We start from the raw sequence: 19,214 nt of genomic DNA on the forward strand, positions 1-19,214 counted from the left end.
CTTTCGCGCGGCGGCGCGGCGGCGCCGCGCCGCGCTCAACCGACCGCTTTCGCTGCCTGAAGCGACGGCCTCGCCTCCGGATCCACGAAGCGCACGGCGCCGCGGCCGGCCTCCTTGGCCTGATACATCGCGGCATCCGCGCGCTTGATCACTTCATCCTCGTTCGCGTCGCTCCCCGTGAACAGCGTCACGCCGATGCTTGCCGAGCAGCGATGCTCGATCTTCGCGGCGTCGGGCGCAGCGGGGTCGGCGCCCAGCACGTAAGGCTCGGACAGGCGCGCCAGGATCTTCTCCGCAACCACCCCGGCCTGACGGCGCGGCTCCGTACCCTCGGGCGGCAACTCGCACAGCATCACGACGAACTCGTCGCCACCGAAACGCGCCACGGTATCGACCTCGCGCACGCACTTGCGCAGCCGCTGCGCGACCTCCACCAACAGCTGGTCGCCCACGTCATGCCCATACGTATCGTTGAGCGGCTTGAAGTTGTCCAGGTCGATGAACAGCAGCGCGCCCGGACGACCGGTGCGCTTGCTGCCCGCCAGCGCCCGCCGCGCGCGGTCGTGGAACAGCCGCCGGTTCGCCAGGTTGGTCAGGGGATCATAGAAGGCGAGGCGGCGGATCTGGTCCTCCATGTTCTTGCGCTCCGTGATGTCGGAGCCCAGCGCGAGGTAATGCCGAACCTTGCCGCCATCGTCGCGCACGGCACTGATGGTCTTCTGCTCGGGATAGATCTCGCCGTTCTTGCGACGATTCCAGATCTCGCCTTTCCAGGTGCCTTCCCGGGTGATCTGCCGCCAGAGTTCGGCATAGAACGCATCGTCGTGCCGCCCGGACTTGAAGATGCGTGGATTGCGGCCCAGCACTTCATCGCGGCTGTAACCGGTGATGCGGCAGAACGCGTCATTCACCTCGATGATCCGTCCCGTTGCCGAAGTGAGCACGATGCCCTCGTCGGCATGCGTGAACACGCTTGCGGCAAGGCGCAGCCGGTCGTCTGCGAGCTTGCGGGCAGTGATGTTGCTATGCACCACCACCACCCCCTTGCGCCCGCCTTCCAGCGGACTCACGGTCATGTGGAACCAGCGTTGCTCGTGCCGGGAATGACAGGGATATTCATGGCTGAAGCCCGGCGAGCGGCCTTCGAGCACGGCCCGTATCCCGTCACTTGCGTCGCCTCCACTACGCTCGTCGTCACCGCACACCGACAGGTAACTCGTGCCGACCCCCGTGTTCGGTGCGGCCGTTCCCGGCTCCACACCATTCTCGATCGCGAATCGCCGCCACGGTTCGTTGACGGCGATGATCACCCCGTCTCCATCCAGCACGGCGATCTGGCTGGGCACGGAGTCGAGAACCCCCTGAACGAAGATGCGGCTGTCGTGCACGGCTCGTTCGCGCTGCGAAAGAATATCCAGCAGCCGGTTGAACCCGCCGATCAATTCCCCCACCTCATCGCGCCGGACCACCGGAAGGGGATGCGGGAAGTGGCTCGTGTCGGAGAGCGCCGCGAGCGTCTTTACGGTATTGAGCATGGGCGCGAGCTGGCGCCTCAGCATCGCCCAGGTGAGCCCCCCCGCAAACAGGGTGAGCACGATCGCCCCCGCCAGCACGCGCTGCTGCACGGCACGAATGGGCGCAAAGGCCTCCTCGATGGGCGAAGCGACCCAGGCGAACCAGCCCGCCTGCGGAATGTTCCTGGCCGAGCCGAGCACCTCCACACCGTCCGATGTCCGGAACACCGCCGACCCTTCGTAGCCCTCGACGAAGCGGTCTATCGCCGCGCTGACGCCGGAGGCGGGCAAGGTCTCCAGGATCCGGCTCTTGTCGGACGCTGCGACGATCAGCCGGGACTGCGGCGCCACGAGCAGGTAGGCTCCGGTACGGCCATAGACGTTTCCGGCAATCTTGTCGATGAAATTCGGTTTCGACAGGTCGGTTACGCCGAAGATCGCCCCAACCACCCTCCCCCGTGCATCACGAATCGGCGCAGACATCGCGAGCACCGGTGCCGAGAGCTTCTTGCCGATGACCGGCCGGCCGACCGTCGAACGCCCCTCGCGGAGCGCAGCGGCGACGTGATCCCGTTCCATGTAATTGAGCCCGATGCGCCCCATCGCACGCGGCATGTCGGCGACCGCCGTGCCCTCGGCATCCACGATCACCACGCCGCCGTTGAACAGGTCCGCGAGGACGGGCTGTCGCTCGAGAAGCGCCGGCAGGGCCGACCGGTCCCGCCCGACGGTGCCGCCCAGGGTTGCCGCGACGACCTGCAGCGCATGCAGGCGTTCGGCAAGATCGTCGTTGACCGACGCAGCCATGATGGTTGCCGCCGACGACTGCTGCTCGCCCATCAGGCGCTGCATATCCTCGCGCAGGATACTGCTCGCATAAAGAGCCAGCGACCAGATGCTGACGACAAAGATGAGGAGGGTGACGAGGGTGATGCGCGTGTTGAGCGTTCGCCACCGGAAATCTGGCAGATTCATTCAGAGCTCTCGCGATGACCGTTCGAACGGAAAATGTCGGAAGCCCCGCAAACCGGAACATCGATGATATGTCATATGCAATATGCCAGCCTCGACACGATCTGCAATTATAGTCGTGGAATGCACGGTAGCATTCGGCGGCCCGCCACTCGGTGAAATCCTCAACGCTGCGGGCCCGGCAGCCGGGGTTCAGGTGGAATCGCGCTCTTCCACACGCCCCAACTGCCGCGCGACGAGGATCCAGCCGCCCGCGACCGGCGCCGCAACCAAGGCGATCGCCCCAGCCGAGAGGCCCAGCGCGGCGAGCCCCGCGTAGATCCAGCCGCTCGCAAGATCGCCGCCGCGATACACCACGGCGTCGATGAAGGCCTTGGCCTTGTAGCGCTCCTCACGGCCGACCAGCGTGAACAGCACCTCGCGCGCGGGCTTCGCGAGCGCATGGCGGGTGCTGTCGTAGAGCACGCGCACGGCCACCAACGCGGCGAGTGCCGGTGCGATGCCGAGCACCGCGAAACCGACGAGCGCCACGGCCGGCAGCAGGGCCAGCGTCAGGCCCACCCCGACACGACGCAGGATGTGGGCGGTGAGAAAGATCTGCGTCGCGATCGTCAGCCCATTCACGACGAGGTCCACGCGCGCCAGGAAGACGCGCCGCAGCGCCCGGTCGGAATAGGCCTCGCCCAGCAGGTGCGCCTGCACGAAGTACAGGATCGTCGAGGCAAAGGTCATCAGCAGCAGCCAAATTGCAATGCGCAGCAAGACGGGCGAGCAGAACACGAGCCCGACCCCGCTCCACGCGCTGCCGCCGATCCGCGCCTGCGGTTCGCGCGCAAGCACCCCCGGCGTGCGCTGCGCATGGCGGTCGAGCGCCCGTGCGCACCACGATGCCGCCTCCAGCGGCAGCACCGCGAACAGCAGGAGCAGGAACACCGGCACGTGCTGTGCCAGTGCCGCCGTCGTCGCCGAACCCGCGATGCCGCCGAGCGAGGAGCCGACCGCGATGAAGCCGAACAGGCGCTTGCCCTGCTCGTGACGGAAGAGATCCGCGACCAAGCCCCAGAACACCGTCACCACGAACAGCGCGAACACGCTCGTCCACACGTAGAACACGCGGTCTATCCACGTCCGCGCGGACTCCGGCAACAGGTACAGCGCTGCAAGGAAGACGAGCAGGTTGGCGGCGAAGAAGCGGTTCGCCAGCGGCACGAACACCGCCCGCGGCCAGCGCGCCACGGCCGCCGAATACAGCGGCACGGCCAGCAGCATGACGAGGAAGACGGCAGTCCACAGCAGTTGCAGGTTGCCGCGGTCGGCCGCGCCGATCTCGTCGCGCACCGGCCGCAGCAGGTAGTAGGCATACAGGATCGCAAAGCCGTAGGCCGTCGCGAGCAGCAGGGGCAGCGTCTCGCCTTCGCGCACCGGCACCACCCGGCGGACGAGCGTCGCCCACATCCCTCACCCGCCCGCCGAAGCACCGAACGAGGATTCGACCCGCGCGGCCATCGCCAGCCCCCTCAACGCGCGAGGCCCAGCACCTGTCGCAGCTCGCGCGCCGTCAGCGCCCGACCGAACACCGGCGAACCGATGTCGAAATCCCGCGCACGTGCCAGCCCTCCGACCGGCACCGGCTCGAAGCCTGCGTCCTCGACCAGGCGTGCGGCAACCGCCAGCGCATCGCGGTCGTCCGCCGCCAGCGGCACCCCGACGCGCTCGCCGGCGCGGTGCGCCTCGCTGCGCAGCGCCAGATACGGCACCGACGTGAAGGCCCGCACCAGGCGCACGCCGGGCAGATACTCGGCCGACGCCACGCCGGTGCCCCGCTCCAGCGCCGGCGTTGCCATCGGCCCGTCGCGCTCGCGCCGCGGATTGCCGGTTTCCAGCACCACCTTCCGCGCCATCAAGCCCGCATAGTCGCGCCCTATCTGCGGCAGGGCCCCATACGGCACCGCGATCAGGACGACATCGCCGAACCCGGCCGCCTCGCGCGGCGTTCCCACCCGCACGTTGGCACCCAGCCGCGCCGCCAGCGGCTTCAGATCGTCAGGATGGCGCGAGGAGACCAGCAGCTCGTGCCCGGCTTTCGCCCACAGCTCCGCCAGCGCGCCCCCGATCCGCCCGGTGCCGATGATACCGATGCGGAATCCGTCCGACGCGCCGGTCGCCGCGCGCGGCAGCGCGGCCAGCGCGAGCATTGCGGCGGCGGCGAAGAGCAGCTCGCGGCGCCGACCATCGGGCGGAAGACCGCATGCGGGATCACAGGGAAAGCCGGGTCGGAGATGCCCCCCTAAACGGGACCTAATTCGCGCACTCATCCTTGCCTCCGCAGCATGAAAGCAGGCCGCACGGCCCCCAGCGCCCTGCCCCGTTGCTCAGGCGCCGATCGAATCGACATGGCGCTGCCAGAACGCCGCATCGGGAAACGTGCCGATGGCCGCACGCACGTTGTCCGCCATGTGTTCCGGCCGCCCGGTGCCCGGAATCGCGCAGGTCACCGCCGGGTGGCTCAGCACGAACTTCAGCAGCACCTGCGCCCAGCTCGTCGCCCCGATCTCCATCGCCCACGGCGGCAACGGCCGGTCGCGCAGGCGGCGCAACACCCGCCCGCCGCCGAAGGGCCGGTTGATCAGCACCGCCATGCCGCGCTCGGCCGCCAGCGGCAGGATGCGCCGCTCCGCCTCGCGCTCGTCGACCGAATAATTCACCTGCACGAAATCGAACTGCGCCTCGCGCATCACCGCCTCCAGCTCGCCGTAGGCGCCCTGCGTGTAATGCGTGATGCCGATGTAGCGCACGCGCCCCGCGGCCTCCCACTCACGCAGTGTCGCCAGGTGCACCCGCCAATCGACGAGGTTATGCACCTGCATCAGGTCCAGGCGCTCGACCTGCAGCAGCCGCATCGACTCCTGCATCTGCCGGATCCCCTCGGCCCGCCCGCGCGTCCACACCTTGGTCGCGACGAAGGCGCGGCTGCGCAGCCCGCCCGCAGCGAGCAGTTCCCCCGTCACCGCTTCCGCCCGCCCGTACATCGGCGACGTGTCGATCACCGCCCCGCCCGACTCGAACAGGGCCCGCAACACCTCCGGCAGCCGGCGATACTCCTCCGAGTCGCGCGGCACATCGAAACCCACATAGGTGCCCAGGCCGATCACGGGCAAGGGCTCCAGGGTCGAAGGAATCGGGCGCGTCGGCATCGCACCTCCGGAAGACTCGCCGGGCGCATGCGCCTGCGCCTTCGCCCCGCCGCCGACGAGAAGCCCCACCGCCGCACCCGCAGCAAGGCGCAGGAATTCCGCCCGTGTCATTGCGCGACCGGCATTCATCGGGGACGACGGGCTCGACATGCTCCCTCCCTCCACAACACGACCGCAACTCGGCCTCCGCAAACTCAGACCGCGGCGATGCCCCACGAGTGCCGCGATGCGCGCAAAATCGGTCGCCGCCATTTGTAAGATTCAGCGATCCTGCTACGACAAAGCATATGCCCGCTCACAATCGCGCCGGACCCCACGCCCGTCGCTGCTGCGGCAGCATCGCAACCGGAGAGAGAACGCAATGAAGCGCTACATGAGAAACGAAGCCGCCATCGCCACTTTGACGCCGGAGCAATACCGCGTCACCCAGCAAAGCGGAACGGAACGGCCTGGCACGGGGGAGTATCTTCACCATCACGCCCCGGGGATCTACGTGGACATCGTTTCGGGCGAACCGCTGTTCGCATCCAGCGACAAGTTCGAATCGGGCTGCGGCTGGCCCAGCTTCACGAAGCCGATCGCCCCTGAATTCGTGAGCGAACTGCGCGACACCAGCCACGGCATGCTCCGCACCGAAGTCCGCTCGACCCACGGCGACAGTCATCTCGGCCACGTCTTCCCGGATGGTCCGCGCGACCGCGGCGGGCTGCGCTACTGCATCAACTCGGCGTCCCTGCGCTTCATCCCGCTCGACCGGATGGAAGCCGAGGGCTACGGGGAGTACATCGGCCAGGTGGAGGCGTGATCATGGCCGACCCACAACGCGCCGTGCTCGCAGGCGGGTGCTTCTGGGGCATGCAGGACCTGATCCGGCACCTGCCCGGCGTCCTCGCCACCCGCGTCGGCTATACCGGCGGCGATGTGCCCCATGCGACCTATCGCAATCACGGCACGCATGCCGAAGGGATCGAGATCCTGTTCGACCCCGAGCGCCTGAGTTACCGTCGTCTGCTGGAGTTCTTCTTCCAGATTCACGATCCGACCACCCGCAATCGCCAGGGCAACGACATCGGCACGTCCTACCGTTCGGCGATCTACTACGCCGATGAGCATCAGCGTCAAATCGCCCTCGACACGATTGCGGACGTCAACGCGTCCGGCATCTGGCCGGGTCGCGTGGTGACCGAAGTCAAGCCCGTCGGCGACTTCTGGGAGGCCGAGCCGGAGCATCAGGATTATCTCGAACGATACCCTGGCGGCTACACCTGCCACTTCCCGCGGGCCGGATGGGTATTGCCGAAACGTGCTGCGACCGATGTCGGATAGTGGTTGTTGCGGGCACGCTGACGGACGGCTCGGCGGCACCTTGGACAAGCTTACGACCAAGAAGCCCGTCGTGGGGCAGCTCAGTCATTGCTGCCCGCTTATGCCTGGTCGTCTCGTCAGGCACGACAGCCTTCTTGTGCCGCAACGCCACAATTCATCGGATCAGCCTGCCATCACGGCACGATGACGAAGTCCGGATTGGCGACCGCGAAGGCGGCGTCACGATCCGGCGCCGGCGGATAGATCCATTTCGTCGTGATTTCCCGCTTGAGCGACTTGGCTTCCTCCCGCATCAAGGAGATTTGCGGCTCCCAGCCTTCCGTATACAGCGCGCCCCAGGGGCCCAGGTCCAGGCAGGTCACGTACTTCGGCTGGCTGTAGGGGTGCAACGGCAGGTCGACCAGCTCGGCCGCCGCATTATGCCCGGCCACCCGGCCAAGGCTCAGCGCGTGCTGGCAGGACATCAGCGCAACGTTGCCGAGATCGTCCGCGGCCGCGCGCGCGACATCGCCGGTCACGAAAATGTCCGAAGTGCCCTGGGCATGGAGGTAGGCGTCGGCGACCAGACGGCCCAGTCGATCATGTTCTCCGGGGATCTGCGCGGCCAGGGCATTGGCTCTGGCGCCGGCTGTCCACACCACGGTTTCGGTCTCGATGCGCTCCCCCGACGACAGCTCGATGCCCTGTGCGTCGATCGACACGGCGGCGGCGCCCACCACGAACTCGACGCCGCACTCGGCTAGCGCTTCCTCGACCACGGCGCGCGGGCCGGCACCGAGGTGTGGGCCGATCGCCGATGCCTGTTCGACCAGAATGACCCGAATCGCGACATCCGCGCCCAGCACCGCCCGCAAGCGTGCCGGCATGTCCGCAGCGGTCTCGATGCCGGTCAGGCCGCTTCCGGCGATCACCACCGTATTGCGCGCTTGCGTCGCCGCGCGGGCAGGCAAGCCTGCGATATGCGCCTCGAGCTTGCGCGCGTTGTCCAGTTGATCGACGTTGAACGCGTGTTCCCTGAGTCCCGGGATCGGCGGCGTGAACAGTTGGCTGCCGGTGGCGAGGACGAACTTGTCGTAGAACATGGGAACCTGAGAGCCGTCGGCGCGGGCGACCGCAAGCCGGTGCGCGTCGGGACTGATTTCCGTCACCATCCCGGCCACGTGCCGCACGCCGATCGCGTCGAGCAGCGGCTTGATATCCGGGTTCATGTTCTCGATCGCCGCTTCGTACAGACGGGGACGGATCACCATATTCGCGGACGGCGAAACGACCGTGATATCCACCTCCCTCTCCTTGCCGGCGAGGGCGACGGCACGCGCGGCCGAGATTGCAGCCCACGTACCGGCGAAGCCCGACCCGGCGATAACGATGTGGTGTCGCATTTTGCGTATTCCTTTGGAAAGATCCGGACGAACGACTCCCTGCCACCGAGACGCGCGGCAGTACGCTCCCGGTCCGTCCGGCGAAGGACCGCGAGTCAGATCGATGCGATGTTCCCGGGGAAACCCGGCCCGGATGGGCTCAGGAAGATGGTTTCGGTACTTTGGGGGGACGTCCCGGTCGGCGACTGTCGACCCGGTCGCGGACCCAGTCATGGACCTGGACGAAGAATTCGGTCGGCGCCTTGCGTTCGAAGGTGCGCGCGACATCCGCCAGCGTATTCGCGGCCAACTCGGCGCGCATCGCCTGCTCGGCCTTCAGCATCACGGCGTGGATCCCGCAGACGCCTGCGACCGACCACGCGGGCGGCTCCTCATCGAAGACCGCGCAGCGACTCCGGATTTCCTGGCAGTCGAACAGCGGTTTCTCGCCTTCGATCGCATCGACGATCTGGAGAAAACTGATCTGCTCGGGCGGGCGCGAAAGGCGATACCCGCCGCGAACCCCTTCGTTCGCCACGACAATGCCCGCCTTTTCCAGCTTGGGCAGGATCTTCGCCACAAAACTCGGCGAGATCCCCTGCAACTCCGCGAGATCCCGGCTGCTCAGGGCGGTGCCGTCCGAGCCGACGAGCCAGAGGAGACAGTGGATCGCGTATTCAACGCTGGTAGTGATGTGCGCCATAACTAAGACTATATAACTCCGCGTTTGAATTCGCAAGAAAAACGTGGACTATTTTAGTCGTAGTTATTAGTTGAGGAGTAGCAGTGCGAAATCGCGCTCGGCGTGTTGCGCTGCATTTGCTCCGGAAGAGCACGGCCTGCATCGACGCCGGACCAATGCACGACCCGCCCCGACAACGCTGAACCGCAATGGAGGTGCGACTTGGCGCGAAAGCGGCATATGAGTGGCGCGATTGCGTGATCGCGCCACGTACTCAGTCCTACTTGCCCGTCCTGGGTCCGGCTGACACCTCTAGGGACGCCTTTCCGAGCGTGTTTTGCCAGATATAGAAGGAAATGATCGCCGACGTCGCGCCAGCCGGCACGTCCAGCTTGTCCGTCTTCAGCGCATGCACCGTATACACGTAGGTATGCTTGCGCCCGACCGGCGGGCACGGGCCGAAGTAGCCGGGCTTGCCGAGATCGGTGTTTCCTTCCTTGGCCCCGGCCGGCAGCTTGGCCGTCGTCAGGTCGCCCTCCTCGATCCTCGTCGTGTCCGCCGGAAGATCGTAGGCGAGGTAGTGCCAGAACCCGGAGCCGGTCGGTGCGCTCTTGTCGAAGAACGTGATCGCGTAGCTCCTGGTGCCCTTGGGCGGATTCTTCCATTCCAGCATCGGCGAATGGCTCGGGCCCGTGCAGCCGAAGTTGTTCTGGTAATACTCCGGCGGGACCGCCTGGCCGTTCCGGAGGTTGCTCTTCAGCTCGAAGGCGTGGGCAGCGAACGTCGCGCCGAAGCTCATCGCGGCGGCAAGCAAGGTCAGGGATTTCTTGTATCGCATGAGTTCAGTCTCTGCATGATTCGACAGGAATGGCGCGGGACCTGGGGGAGCGCCCCGCCTCGTGCGGGACGGCGCCCGCACGCGTGATCACCGCCAGCTCACTTCGGCGCCGCGGGCATCGTCATGGTCTTCAACACCTCGTCCAGTTCCTTCAGCGCGAGCTGATCGTCCTCGGTCAGGGCGGCAGGCGCTGTGCAGCGGGGGTCCGTCTTCTGCACCGCGGCCAGCATGCGGCGCGTGATGGGGATCGGATCGCAGCCATGCTCGACCTCGCACACGAGGTCGAACTCGGGTTTCGCCTTGACGTGGCAAGCAAAGCAGTTCCCGCCGAAGCGATTGACGACATCGACGAAACCGCGCTTGCGGATCTTCGTGCCCTCTTTGGAGACGTCGAGCTCGAAGAATTCCCAGTCCTTGGTCGCAGGGTTGAAGCCCTTCGGGTGCTTCACCATGACCTCACCGGGAATCAGTTGCACCACGGAGCCCGGCGGATACGCGCCGGTTCCCTTCTCGGCGACCTTGATCGTGGCTTTGCGATTGCCCAGGAGATTGTCCACGTAGAAATGGCGTACCTTGACCATGTCGTTCAGGCACTTGAATGAGCCATCGCCGATCGACAGCTCCCGTGCCTGCGCTTCATTTCCACCGCTGACGGCAACGCTCAGCAAGAGCGCGACGCCAACGGACCTGAAGATCGTCTTCCAGCCTTGATGGACGCTGGAGCCACGGGCGGAAAAGATTGGGGAAATCGCCGGGATTTTTTTCATTTTGTCACCTCGTTATCGAAACGTACCCTCGCGGCGTCACTCACGAGTCATGCAATGCGCCCTCCACGACTACAGAATAAAAAGAGAAAGGTGCCGGCAAGAAGGCAGGAGGAGAGAAGGAATCCACCATTCGAGCGTTAGACGAGGCACCTTTCCGTACGAAACCGTCGGTCATGCGTAATTGAAGAAACCGCGGCCGCTCTTGCGGCCCAGGAAGCCGGCGTCGACCATTTCCTTGAGCAGCGGCGCCGGGCGGTATTTCGGATCCTTGAAGCCGTCATAGAACACCTCCATCACCGAGAGCATCGTGTCCAGGCCGATGAGGTCCGCCAGCGCAAGCGGCCCGATGGGGTGATTGCAGCCCAGCATCATCCCGGCGTCGATTTCCTCGGCGCTCGCGAGCCCCTCGTGCAAGGCGAAGATCGCTTCGTTGATCATCGGGCAGAGGATGCGGTTGACGGCGAAGCCGGGGCTGTTGCGTGCCACCACCGCGGTCTTGCCGAGCGCCTCGACAAAGCCGCGGGCCGTCGCGAGCGTCTCGTCGGAAGTCTGCAGTCCGCGAATCAGCTCCACGAGCGCCATGACCGGCACCGGATTGAAGAAATGCATGCCGATGAACTGGGGCGCGCGCCCGGTCACGGCGGCCAGCCGGGTCACCGAGATCGAAGAGGTGTTGGTGGCGATGATCGCTGTCGGCGACACGATCGCGTCGATGTCGCGCAGGATGCGCTGTTTCAGGGTCTCGTTCTCGGTCGCGGCCTCGATGACGAGATCCGACGCGGCGAGGTCGCCGTTGCTGGTGGTGGGGGAGACGCGCTCGAGAATCGTAGCCTTGTCGCCCGCAGCGAGCTTTTCCTTCACCACCAGCCGCTCGAGGTTGCGGGAGACGGTCTCCACGCCCTTGCTGACGGCCTCGGCCGACACATCCAGCAGGGTCACGCGGAATCCTGCGGCCGCGCATACCTGCGCGATGCCGCTGCCCATGGTGCCCGCCCCGACGATCCCTACGTTCCTGATGCCCACGATTCGACTGCCTTCCATTTGTTGATTGAGATTGTTGTGTATGAACCGGCGGCCGCTAGGTCTCGATGAGTCCCGCGCGCACGGCGATCAGCGCGAGCTGCGCCGCATTCCCCGCCTGCAGCTTCTGCTTGATGTGGTACAGATGCGTTCCCACCGTGCTCGCGCTGACGCCATGCGAATCCGCGACCTCGCGGACGTCGCGGCCCTTGGCGAGCTGCAGGAACACGGCGAACTCCTTGTCGGTGAGGACGGCGAGCGGGTCGGCGCCGTCGCCGAACTGGGCGAGCGCCAGATGCGAGGCGATTTCGGGGTCGACGTAGCGCCGGCCGCGCGCAATCTGCGCCACCGCCCGGACCAGTTCCGTCGGCTGGGCGCGCTTGGAGAGGTAACCGGCCGCACCTGCCTTCAGCGCGCGGGTCGGAATCTGCATGTCGTCGTGCGCGGACAGCATCAGCACGCGCGCCCCTTCGTGATGGGCCAGCAGGCGCTCCAGCGCCCCCAGGCCGCCGAGGCCCGGCATCGTCACATCCATCACCAGCACGTCCGGACGGTGCTCGGCGAAGGCGGCTAGCGCAGCCTCGCCGGACGCGGCTTCCGCGACGACTTCGGCCCCTGCCCCTTCGAGCAGCATGCGGAATCCCATGCGCACGACGGCATGGTCGTCGGCGAGGACCAGGCGCAGACCTTCAAGCATGGCAGCCATGTTCGTTTTCCTCGTGATCGAGCAGAACCGGCAAACGCACCGCGATATGCAGGCCGCCCGCGGGGGCGGTCTCGATGCGGAATTCACCGCGCAGTTCGGCGACCCGCTCGCGCATGCCGCGCAGCCCGAATCCCTCCTCCGCCTGCGGTGCCAGTCCGCAACCGTTGTCGCACACATCGAGTTCCAGTTCGCTGCCCCGCATGGCGACGCGCACGTCGACGCGCGTCGCACCGGCGTGGCGTGCGACGTTGGTCAGGCTTTCCTGCAGCAGCCGCAGAACAGTGATGCCGAGGCGGCCGCTTGTCGCGACCGAGCCGCAGACCGCGCACTCGATCGCGATGGAAGGATGGATTTCCGACCACAGGCGGCAGTATTCGGTCACCGCCCGGTCGAGCCCGCCACCCTCGCCGATCGTGGGGCGCAGTCGCTGCAGGATCGCGCGCACGCCGTCCTGCATCTGGCTGGTCATCGCGAGGATGGCCTGGGCGCTGCCGTGGATCTGCGGCTGGTCGGCGCTGCGCTGCAGGATCGCGCCGGAGATCGCGCGCACCGCGGTGATCCCCTGGCCGAGTTCGTCGTGCAGCTCGCGGGCGATGAGGCGGCGCTCCTCCTCCAGGCGCGCCTGCACCGCCCCGGCGAAGGCCTGGTCCTCCTCCAGCCGGAGATTGAGGTCGCGGCTCTGCTCCAGCGCTGCAGCAAGGCGGTTGAAGGTGCTCGCGACGCGGTCGAGTTCCGCGACGCGGTAATTGGGCAGGCGCTGGTCGAAGCGTCCCTCGGTACCGCGCGCCAGCGCACGGTCGATCTCGGCGAGGGGCGCCAGGGCACGACGCACCGCCCAGCGCGACGCCGCGACGCCGGCGATCAGCACCAGCAGCAGCGTGCTCAAGCCGGCACGCAGGTCGTCCCAGGCGTCGAGCACCGAGCGCGAGGCGTCGGGTCGCAGCAGGATAGTGCGGTCGCCGGCGTCGAAACGGCGCACCTGCAGCGTCGGCTCCACCCAGTCGGAAAACCACACGGGCGCAAAACGCCCCGCCTTGTAGGTCGATTCGGGCGACACATGAAGCAGGCGGCCGTCGGCGCCCACGACTTCGAGGCGATTGGCGCGCAGCCGTCCGACCGCGCGCAGGTGCTCCATCAGCCGCACTTGTCCTTCGTCGGAATCGCGCAGCGTTTCGGACACAAGGACGACGACCCACTGCTGGGCGACCTGGCTCGCGGCGTTCACCTCCTCCTTGATCGCACGACGCGTCTCCCCCACCCACCACGCCGTGCCCGCCGCCAGCGCGGCGAGCAGCACGGCGAGGAGCACGAGACCGACGCGCGACGAGAGCGACACCGGGCTGCGCGGCACCGCGACGCCGCGGGCGGGCGCAAGCGATGACCAGAGGAGGAAGGGCGCCGCCTTGATCACGGGATCAGCACGCTGCAGCCGGTGGTGAGACGGGCCTCGAGCTCCGCATGGGCACGCGCGGCGTTCTCGAGCGCATAGCGGCGTTCGACGGGAATCACGATTTCGCCGCGCGCGACCATCCCGAACAGATCGTCGGCCATCTCCTGCGTCGCCTCACGGCTCGCGAGGTGGGTGAACAGCGTCGGACGGCTGACGTAGAGGGATTTCGCCGCGAGCATCTGCAGCCCGAAAGGCGGTACCGGCCCCGACGACGAGCCGAACACCGCGAGCAGGCCGAAGGGCCGCAGGCACTCGATCGAACCGGCAAAGGTGTCCTTGCCGACGGAGTCGTACACGGCCTTCACGCCGCGTCCGCCGGTGATCTCGGCGACGCGCGCGACAAAATTCTCCTTGCGGTAATCGATGGCGTAGGTGGCGCCGTTCTGCAGCGCGAGGGCGCACTTTTCAGGCGAGCCGGCCGTGCCGATCAGCTGCAGGCCCATCGCTCGCGCCCACTGGCAGGCGATCAGCCCGACGCCGCCGGCAGCCGCGTGGAACAGCACGAAATCGCCGGGCTGCAAACCGCCCTGCGGCTGCGTCTTGCGCAGCAGGTACTGCACGGTGAGCCCCTTGAGCATCATCGCCGCACCAGTCTCGTAATCGATCTCGTCGGGCAGGCGCACCACGTTCTTCGCCGGCATCACGCGGGCACTGCTGTAGGCGCCCGGAGGCTGGCACGCGTAGGCCGCGCGATCGCCCGCCCTCAGGTGGGACACGCCCTCGCCCACCGCATCGATGACGCCGGCACCCTCCATGCCGATACCGGCCGGCATGTCCAGCGGGTAGAGTCCGCTGCGGTAATAGACGTCGATGAAATTCAGGCCGCAGGCGCGGTGCCGGATGCGGACTTCGCCCGGCCCGGGCATCCCCACGGACACCTCCTCCAGGCGCAGCACCTCCGGACCTCCCGGAGAGTGGATACGGATCGCACGTTCCATTGTCGGCATCTTCTTGTTTGCTGGCACGGGCGGCGGAAGCGCCTTCCGCCGACCCGGATGTACTCACGCGCGCGGGGGAGCCGGGGCTCCCCCGCCACGCAGGTCAGAACACGTACGCGAAACGCACGTTCAGGTTGTTCGACACCGGCATGTTCTTGCCGTCGATGCCACCTTGGTAATGCACGGAAAGGTGGTAGTTCGGTGCCATGTGGAACATCACGCCGACCGCACCGGCCAGCTCGTGCGCTTCCGCAACGCCGTCCTTGCTGTCCTGCCACTGGTAGTCCACGCCGACGTAGGGCTCGACGAGCTGCGACACGCGGTAGCCGAAGCGGTTGTTGAAGTAGTACGGGTTGGCAGGATCCGCCGCGCCCTTGCGTTCGGTCGGACCGTTGATCGTCGTGCCGAGGTTGCCGGTGTAGTTGAACTTGCCGTACTGCGCATCCCAGAACACCGACGCGACGACGTTCCAGCGCGTGCTGCGCAGGTCGCGGTCGCCGACCGGCACCTGCACGAAGGCCATGTCGGTGCCGAGCGTCCAGTTCTCGTTCGGCTTGATCCAGAACGCCGGGCCGGTCAGCAGGTCGGCGATGCCGCTCACGCCGTCGCCGGTGTCGCGGTTCTGCACGCTCACCTTCGGCACGATCAGTTCCCAGGCGATTCCGACGCCGTTGGTGATCTCCCAGAAGTGCACGAACTTGGACAGGCTGACGAAGGATTCGATGTCGTCGGAGCTCTTCTTGCTGCCGCTGTCGTTCCACACCTTGCTGGTCTTCTGGAAGGTGGTGTATTCGACGAACACGTTCCACGGCTTCATGCCGCTGGGATCGGGCAGCGCATATTCGTGCGCCCCGATGAACCCTCGCGTGACCTCTGCGTTCGCGACGGTTGCCCCCGCACACAGAGCCGCCACCGCCGCGCCCTGGATCAGTTTGGTGACACACGACTTCTTCAGGCTCGTCTGGTTTTTCACTTTCGGTCTCCTGCTTCTTCTATTGGATGGCGCCCGAAGGCACCGCTTTTTCAATCGCGCGGACGTGAGTCATCCCGCCGGGACCCGCGCGATGCGGTCCCGGTCCCTGCTCCCTGCCAGTTGGATGAGTCGGTTCAGTGGGTCTGGAGATAGACCACGTGGGTTTCGGTGTACTCGTACAGGCCGTGCTTGCCGTCCGCGCCGCCGATGCCCGATTTGCGCCGGCCGGCGTGGAAGCCCTGCATCGCCTCGAAGTGCTCGCGGTTGATGTAGGTCTCGCCGAAGCGCAGCTCGCGGGTGGCCTTCATCGCGGCGTTGAGGTCGCGCGTGAAGATCGACGAGGTCAGGCCGTACTCCGAGTCGTTGGCGAGCGCGAGCGCTTCGTCGAGGTCCTCGACGATCTGCAGCGGCAGCACCGGCCCGAAGATCTCCTTGGTCATCACATCCATGTCGGCGCGGCAGCCCGCCAGCACGGTCGGCTCGAAGTGGTAGCCCTCGCGGTTCGCGACCTTGCCGCCGGTGAGCACTTCCGCGCCCTGCTTGCGTGCGCTCTCGACCAGCGCGGCGACCTTGTCGAGCCCCATCTGGTTCACCAGCGGCCCCATGTGCAGGCCCTGCTCGGCGATCGGGTTGCCGTAGCGCGTCTCAGCCATCAGCGCAGCGACCTTCTCGGCCAGCGCCGATGCGATGCCGCGCTGCACATACACGCGCTCGGCGGCGTTGCACACCTGCCCGGTGTTGAGCACGCGCGACGCATGCAGCGCACGGGCGGTGAGCTCCAGGTCGGCGTCGTTCAGCACGATGGCCGGCGCCTTGCCGCCCAGCTCCAGGTTCACGCGGGTCAGGTTGCGCGCCGCGGTTTCCATGATGCGGATGCCGGTCTCGACGCTGCCGGTGAAGCTGATGAGGCCGACGTCCTTGTGCGCGCACAGCGCGGCACCGGTGGCGCCCGCTCCGCTGACGAGGTTGAACACGCCGGTCGGCAGGTCGCACTCGGCGACGATCTCGGCGAACTCGACCGCGTTGAGCGGCGTCTCCTCGCTCGACTTGATGACGATGGTGTTGCCGGTGACGAGCGCCGGGGCCATCTTGCGGGCGATGAGGAAGAACGGGAAGTTCCACGGCAGCACGCCGGCGGTGACGCCGATGGGCTTGCGGTGCAGGAAGATCGTCTCGCCCGGACGGTCGCTGGGGATGATCTCGCCTTCGATGCGGCGCGCCCACTCGGCCATGTAGTCCATATAGTTGGCCGTGAAGTCGACTTCCACGCGGGCGAGATCGAGGATCTTGCCCTGCTCCAGCGTGATCGTGCGCGCCAGGCGCTCCTTGTTGTCGCGGATCTTGTTCGCGACGCGGCGCAGGTGGTTCGCGCGCTCGATCGCCGGCAGGCGCTCCCACGCCGGCTGGGCGCGACGCGCGGCCTCGACGGCACGGTCGACGTCCGCCTGGGTGGAGGCCGGGACGACGCCCAGGAGTTCGTTGTTCGCCGGGTTGCGCACCTCGAGGGTGGCGCCGCCTTCGGCATCCACGAACTGGTTATCGATGAAGTTGCGGTACGACTTGTTCATTTGCCTGTCCTCATGTGCTCCGCGGGCATCGCCGCGGCCCCACGGCTCGAACTCTGAATTCATTGAACCGGGACAAAAAAACCGGGCCGCCGAAAGACGGCCCGTCCAGGATCACTTCGCCAGCTTGTAGACCATCACCGTGCCGCCCTGCGGGACGACGGTCTGATAGCCAACCAGGTTATCGACGCCGCCCTGCATGCGCTGCGCATCGACGCCCCAGCCCGACTGCACGGCGATGTACTGCTCGCCGTCGACCTCGAACGAGGTCGGCACGCCGGTCACGCCCGACGGGGTCGCCGCTTCCCACAGCAGCTTGCCGGTGGTCGCGTTAAAGGCGCGGAACATGCGGTCGTTGGTGCCGCCGCCGAACACGAGGTTGCCGCCGGTGGTGAGCAGCGGACCCCAGTTGAAGGTCGGGAACTTGTGCGCCCACACCTGCTTGCCGGTCTTCAGGTCCCAGGCCTGGATCTCACCCATCGTCTTCGGCGCGTCCTTCTTGCCCGATTCCCAGCGCAGGCCGGTCAGGATCGCCTCGATCGGGTAGCCGATGTACAGGTCACCCTTCTTGTACTTGGTCGGCTCCGGTTCCGGCAGCTCGGCGCACAGGTTGTTGTTGGCCGGGATGTAGAACAGGCCGGTCTTCGGGTTGTAGGCCTCCGGCGTCCAGTCCTTGCCGCCCCACAGCGAGGGGCAGAAATGGACGTTGCCCTTGCCCATGCCCGGACGGCGCTCCTCGATGTAGGTCGGGCGGCCGGTCTTCGGGTCGATCGACTTGATCGTGTTGTTATTGACGTAGGGGTAGGCATCGACGAAGTTCAGCTTCTGGCCGTCGCGATCCAGGACCCACAGGAAGCCGTTACGGCCGGCATGTACCGCGGTCTTGACCTTCTTGCCCTTGACCTCGGTGTCGATCAGCAGCGGCGCGGAAACTTCGTCCCAGTCCCAAGCATCGTTGGGGTTGTACTGGAAGTAGCTCTTGAGCGCGCCGGTGTCGACATCGAGCGTGATGGTGGAGCCCGTGTACAGGTTGTCGCCCTTGCGCCCTTCGGTCGGCCACGGCGCCGGGTTGCCCGTGCCCCAGTAGGCGAGGTTCGTGTCCGGGTCGTAGGTGCCGGTGATCCAGATGCTGCCGCCGCCGTTCTTGTAGGTTTCGCCCGGCCAGGTGTCGCCGCCGGGTTCGCCCGGGGCCGCCGTGGTGTAGGTGCGCCACGCCTCTTCGCCGGTCTGGGCGTCGAAGGCCGCGACGTAACCACGCACGCCGGTCTCGCCGCCGGACGAGCCGACCATGATCTTTCCCTTGGCCGCGAGCGGGGCGAGGGTGATGTACTGCAGCGCCTTCCAGTCACCGACCTGCTTGACCCACAGCTCCTTGCCGGTCTTGGCGTCCAGCGCCACGAGGTGCGCGTCGACGGTCGCGACATAGACGCGGTCGCCGTACAGCGCGACGCCGCGGTTGGTCGGATGCAGCTGCAGCATCTCGCCCGGCAGTTCCTTCTTGTAGCGCCACAGCTCCTTGCCGGTCTTGGCCTCGAGGGCGATGACCTGGGCGCCGGGGGTCGTGACGAACATGTAGCCGTTGTTCACGATCGGCGGCGACTGGTGGCCTTCCTTCTGGCCGGTCGCGAACGCCCAGGCGAGCTGCAGCTTGCCGACGTTCTTGTCGGTGATCTGCGACAGCGGGCTATAGCCCCAACCCGCGTAGTTGCCGCGATATTGCAGCCAGTTGCCGGCTTCCGGGTTCTTGAGCCGCGCATCGGTAACGGGCGCGTAGTCGCCGAGCGCAGCGGACACCGCCGCGGGCAGCACGGCGACGGCACAAACGGCGATGCCCTTCATCAGACCCTTCATCTTCTTGTCTCCTCTCTTTTGTTGGAAACCGCGGCCGCAAGCGAGGCCACGGGGATG

17 protein-coding genes are annotated in these 19,214 nt (G+C 66.8%); 2 read left to right on the plus strand and 15 right to left on the minus strand.

All coding sequences use genetic code 11. The annotated features are described in order from the left end of the window. Positions 1-35: 35 nt before the first annotated feature. The 4 genes from U5817_RS16810 to U5817_RS16825 form a co-directional block, all read right to left on the minus strand. The gene (locus U5817_RS16810; RefSeq protein ID WP_169128629.1) at positions 36-2,489 is read right to left on the minus strand and encodes a diguanylate cyclase domain-containing protein; all 2,454 of its coding nucleotides are present in this window, start codon (positions 2,487-2,489) and stop codon (positions 36-38) included. A 189-nt stretch (positions 2,490-2,678) separates the two neighbouring features. Continuing rightward, entirely contained in the window at positions 2,679-3,941 is a 1,263-nt protein-coding gene (locus tag U5817_RS16815) for an NTP/NDP exchange transporter (protein WP_407278141.1), read from the minus strand. A gap of 62 nt (positions 3,942-4,003) precedes the next feature. Further along, the gene (locus U5817_RS16820) at positions 4,004-4,801 is read right to left on the minus strand and encodes an NADPH-dependent F420 reductase (protein ID WP_407278142.1); all 798 of its coding nucleotides are present in this window, start codon (positions 4,799-4,801) and stop codon (positions 4,004-4,006) included. A 57-nt stretch (positions 4,802-4,858) separates the two neighbouring features. Continuing rightward, complete coding sequence (locus tag U5817_RS16825; RefSeq protein ID WP_407278143.1) at positions 4,859-5,830, minus strand: aldo/keto reductase; 972 nt, start codon at positions 5,828-5,830, stop codon at positions 4,859-4,861. A 223-nt stretch (positions 5,831-6,053) separates the two neighbouring features. On the opposite strand from U5817_RS16825, the gene msrB reads away from it, so the two are divergent. Together msrB and msrA are read left to right on the plus strand one after the other, a co-directional pair. Then, positions 6,054-6,485 carry a peptide-methionine (R)-S-oxide reductase MsrB gene (gene msrB / locus U5817_RS16830; RefSeq protein ID WP_407278144.1) on the plus strand — a complete coding sequence of 144 codons (432 nt, stop codon included), beginning with the start codon at positions 6,054-6,056 and terminating at the stop codon, positions 6,483-6,485. A gap of 2 nt (positions 6,486-6,487) precedes the next feature. Next, a complete protein-coding gene (gene msrA / locus U5817_RS16835) occupies positions 6,488-7,006 on the plus strand; it encodes a peptide-methionine (S)-S-oxide reductase MsrA (RefSeq protein ID WP_407281091.1) in 519 nt (172 codons plus the stop codon). 173 nt (positions 7,007-7,179) lie between these two features. Here the strand turns inward: msrA and U5817_RS16840 are convergent, their stop codons facing one another. The 11 genes from U5817_RS16840 to U5817_RS16890 form a co-directional block, all read right to left on the minus strand. Beyond that, a complete protein-coding gene (locus tag U5817_RS16840; protein WP_407278145.1) occupies positions 7,180-8,388 on the minus strand; it encodes an NAD(P)/FAD-dependent oxidoreductase in 1,209 nt (402 codons plus the stop codon). A gap of 139 nt (positions 8,389-8,527) precedes the next feature. Further along, positions 8,528-9,070, minus strand: a complete 543-nt coding sequence (locus U5817_RS16845; RefSeq protein ID WP_407278146.1) for an RrF2 family transcriptional regulator — start codon at positions 9,068-9,070, stop codon at positions 8,528-8,530. Positions 9,071-9,329: 259 nt separating this feature from the next. Beyond that, positions 9,330-9,887 (minus strand): YbhB/YbcL family Raf kinase inhibitor-like protein, encoded by a 558-nt coding sequence (locus U5817_RS16850; RefSeq protein WP_169128621.1) that lies wholly within the window; start codon positions 9,885-9,887, stop codon positions 9,330-9,332. 98 nt (positions 9,888-9,985) lie between these two features. Next, positions 9,986-10,654: a hypothetical protein gene (locus U5817_RS16855; RefSeq protein ID WP_407278147.1), complete on the minus strand. Its 669-nt coding sequence runs from the start codon at positions 10,652-10,654 to the stop codon at positions 9,986-9,988. A gap of 171 nt (positions 10,655-10,825) precedes the next feature. Continuing rightward, on the minus strand, positions 10,826-11,677 hold the full coding sequence (locus U5817_RS16860; RefSeq protein WP_407278148.1) for a 3-hydroxybutyryl-CoA dehydrogenase: 852 nt from the start codon (positions 11,675-11,677) through the stop codon (positions 10,826-10,828). Between the two features lie 55 nt (positions 11,678-11,732). Then, positions 11,733-12,380 (minus strand): response regulator transcription factor, encoded by a 648-nt coding sequence (locus U5817_RS16865; protein WP_169128618.1) that lies wholly within the window; start codon positions 12,378-12,380, stop codon positions 11,733-11,735. Next, positions 12,364-13,791 carry a histidine kinase gene (locus tag U5817_RS16870; protein WP_407278149.1) on the minus strand — a complete coding sequence of 476 codons (1,428 nt, stop codon included), beginning with the start codon at positions 13,789-13,791 and terminating at the stop codon, positions 12,364-12,366. Before U5817_RS16870 ends, U5817_RS16865 begins: the two co-directional genes overlap by 17 nt. Then, positions 13,788-14,768 carry a quinone oxidoreductase gene (locus U5817_RS16875; RefSeq protein WP_169128617.1) on the minus strand — a complete coding sequence of 327 codons (981 nt, stop codon included), beginning with the start codon at positions 14,766-14,768 and terminating at the stop codon, positions 13,788-13,790. The genes U5817_RS16870 and U5817_RS16875 overlap by 4 nt, the downstream gene beginning before the upstream one ends. A gap of 103 nt (positions 14,769-14,871) precedes the next feature. Further along, entirely contained in the window at positions 14,872-15,741 is an 870-nt protein-coding gene (locus U5817_RS16880; RefSeq protein WP_169128616.1) for a transporter, read from the minus strand. 134 nt (positions 15,742-15,875) lie between these two features. Next, positions 15,876-17,309, minus strand: coding sequence for an aldehyde dehydrogenase (aldA, locus tag U5817_RS16885; protein ID WP_407278150.1), 1,434 nt, complete (start codon positions 17,307-17,309; stop codon positions 15,876-15,878). A gap of 111 nt (positions 17,310-17,420) precedes the next feature. Then, positions 17,421-19,157, minus strand: coding sequence for a PQQ-dependent dehydrogenase, methanol/ethanol family (locus U5817_RS16890; protein ID WP_169128614.1), 1,737 nt, complete (start codon positions 19,155-19,157; stop codon positions 17,421-17,423). Positions 19,158-19,214 lie beyond the last annotated feature (57 nt).

It is taken from the genome of Aromatoleum evansii (genome assembly GCF_045689615.1).
Lineage (GTDB): Bacteria > Pseudomonadota > Gammaproteobacteria > Burkholderiales > Rhodocyclaceae > Aromatoleum > Aromatoleum evansii.

Coding starts and splice junctions, on each gene's coding strand:
- U5817_RS16840 (WP_407278145.1), bottom strand. CDS start 8,388: ATGCGACACCACATCGTTATCGCCGGGTCGGGCTTCGCCGGTACGTGG.
- U5817_RS16810 (WP_169128629.1), bottom strand. CDS start 2,489: ATGAATCTGCCAGATTTCCGGTGGCGAACGCTCAACACGCGCATCACC.
- U5817_RS16815 (WP_407278141.1), bottom strand. CDS start 3,941: ATGTGGGCGACGCTCGTCCGCCGGGTGGTGCCGGTGCGCGAAGGCGAG.
- U5817_RS16875 (WP_169128617.1), bottom strand. CDS start 14,768: ATGGAACGTGCGATCCGTATCCACTCTCCGGGAGGTCCGGAGGTGCTG.
- msrB (WP_407278144.1), top strand. CDS start 6,054: ATGAGAAACGAAGCCGCCATCGCCACTTTGACGCCGGAGCAATACCGC.
- U5817_RS16855 (WP_407278147.1), bottom strand. CDS start 10,654: ATGAAAAAAATCCCGGCGATTTCCCCAATCTTTTCCGCCCGTGGCTCC.
- U5817_RS16825 (WP_407278143.1), bottom strand. CDS start 5,830: ATGTCGAGCCCGTCGTCCCCGATGAATGCCGGTCGCGCAATGACACGG.
- U5817_RS16890 (WP_169128614.1), bottom strand. CDS start 19,157: ATGAAGGGTCTGATGAAGGGCATCGCCGTTTGTGCCGTCGCCGTGCTG.
- U5817_RS16845 (WP_407278146.1), bottom strand. CDS start 9,070: ATGGCGCACATCACTACCAGCGTTGAATACGCGATCCACTGTCTCCTC.
- U5817_RS16865 (WP_169128618.1), bottom strand. CDS start 12,380: ATGGCTGCCATGCTTGAAGGTCTGCGCCTGGTCCTCGCCGACGACCAT.
- aldA (WP_407278150.1), bottom strand. CDS start 17,309: ATGAACAAGTCGTACCGCAACTTCATCGATAACCAGTTCGTGGATGCC.
- U5817_RS16850 (WP_169128621.1), bottom strand. CDS start 9,887: ATGCGATACAAGAAATCCCTGACCTTGCTTGCCGCCGCGATGAGCTTC.
- msrA (WP_407281091.1), top strand. CDS start 6,488: ATGGCCGACCCACAACGCGCCGTGCTCGCAGGCGGGTGCTTCTGGGGC.
- U5817_RS16820 (WP_407278142.1), bottom strand. CDS start 4,801: ATGAGTGCGCGAATTAGGTCCCGTTTAGGGGGGCATCTCCGACCCGGC.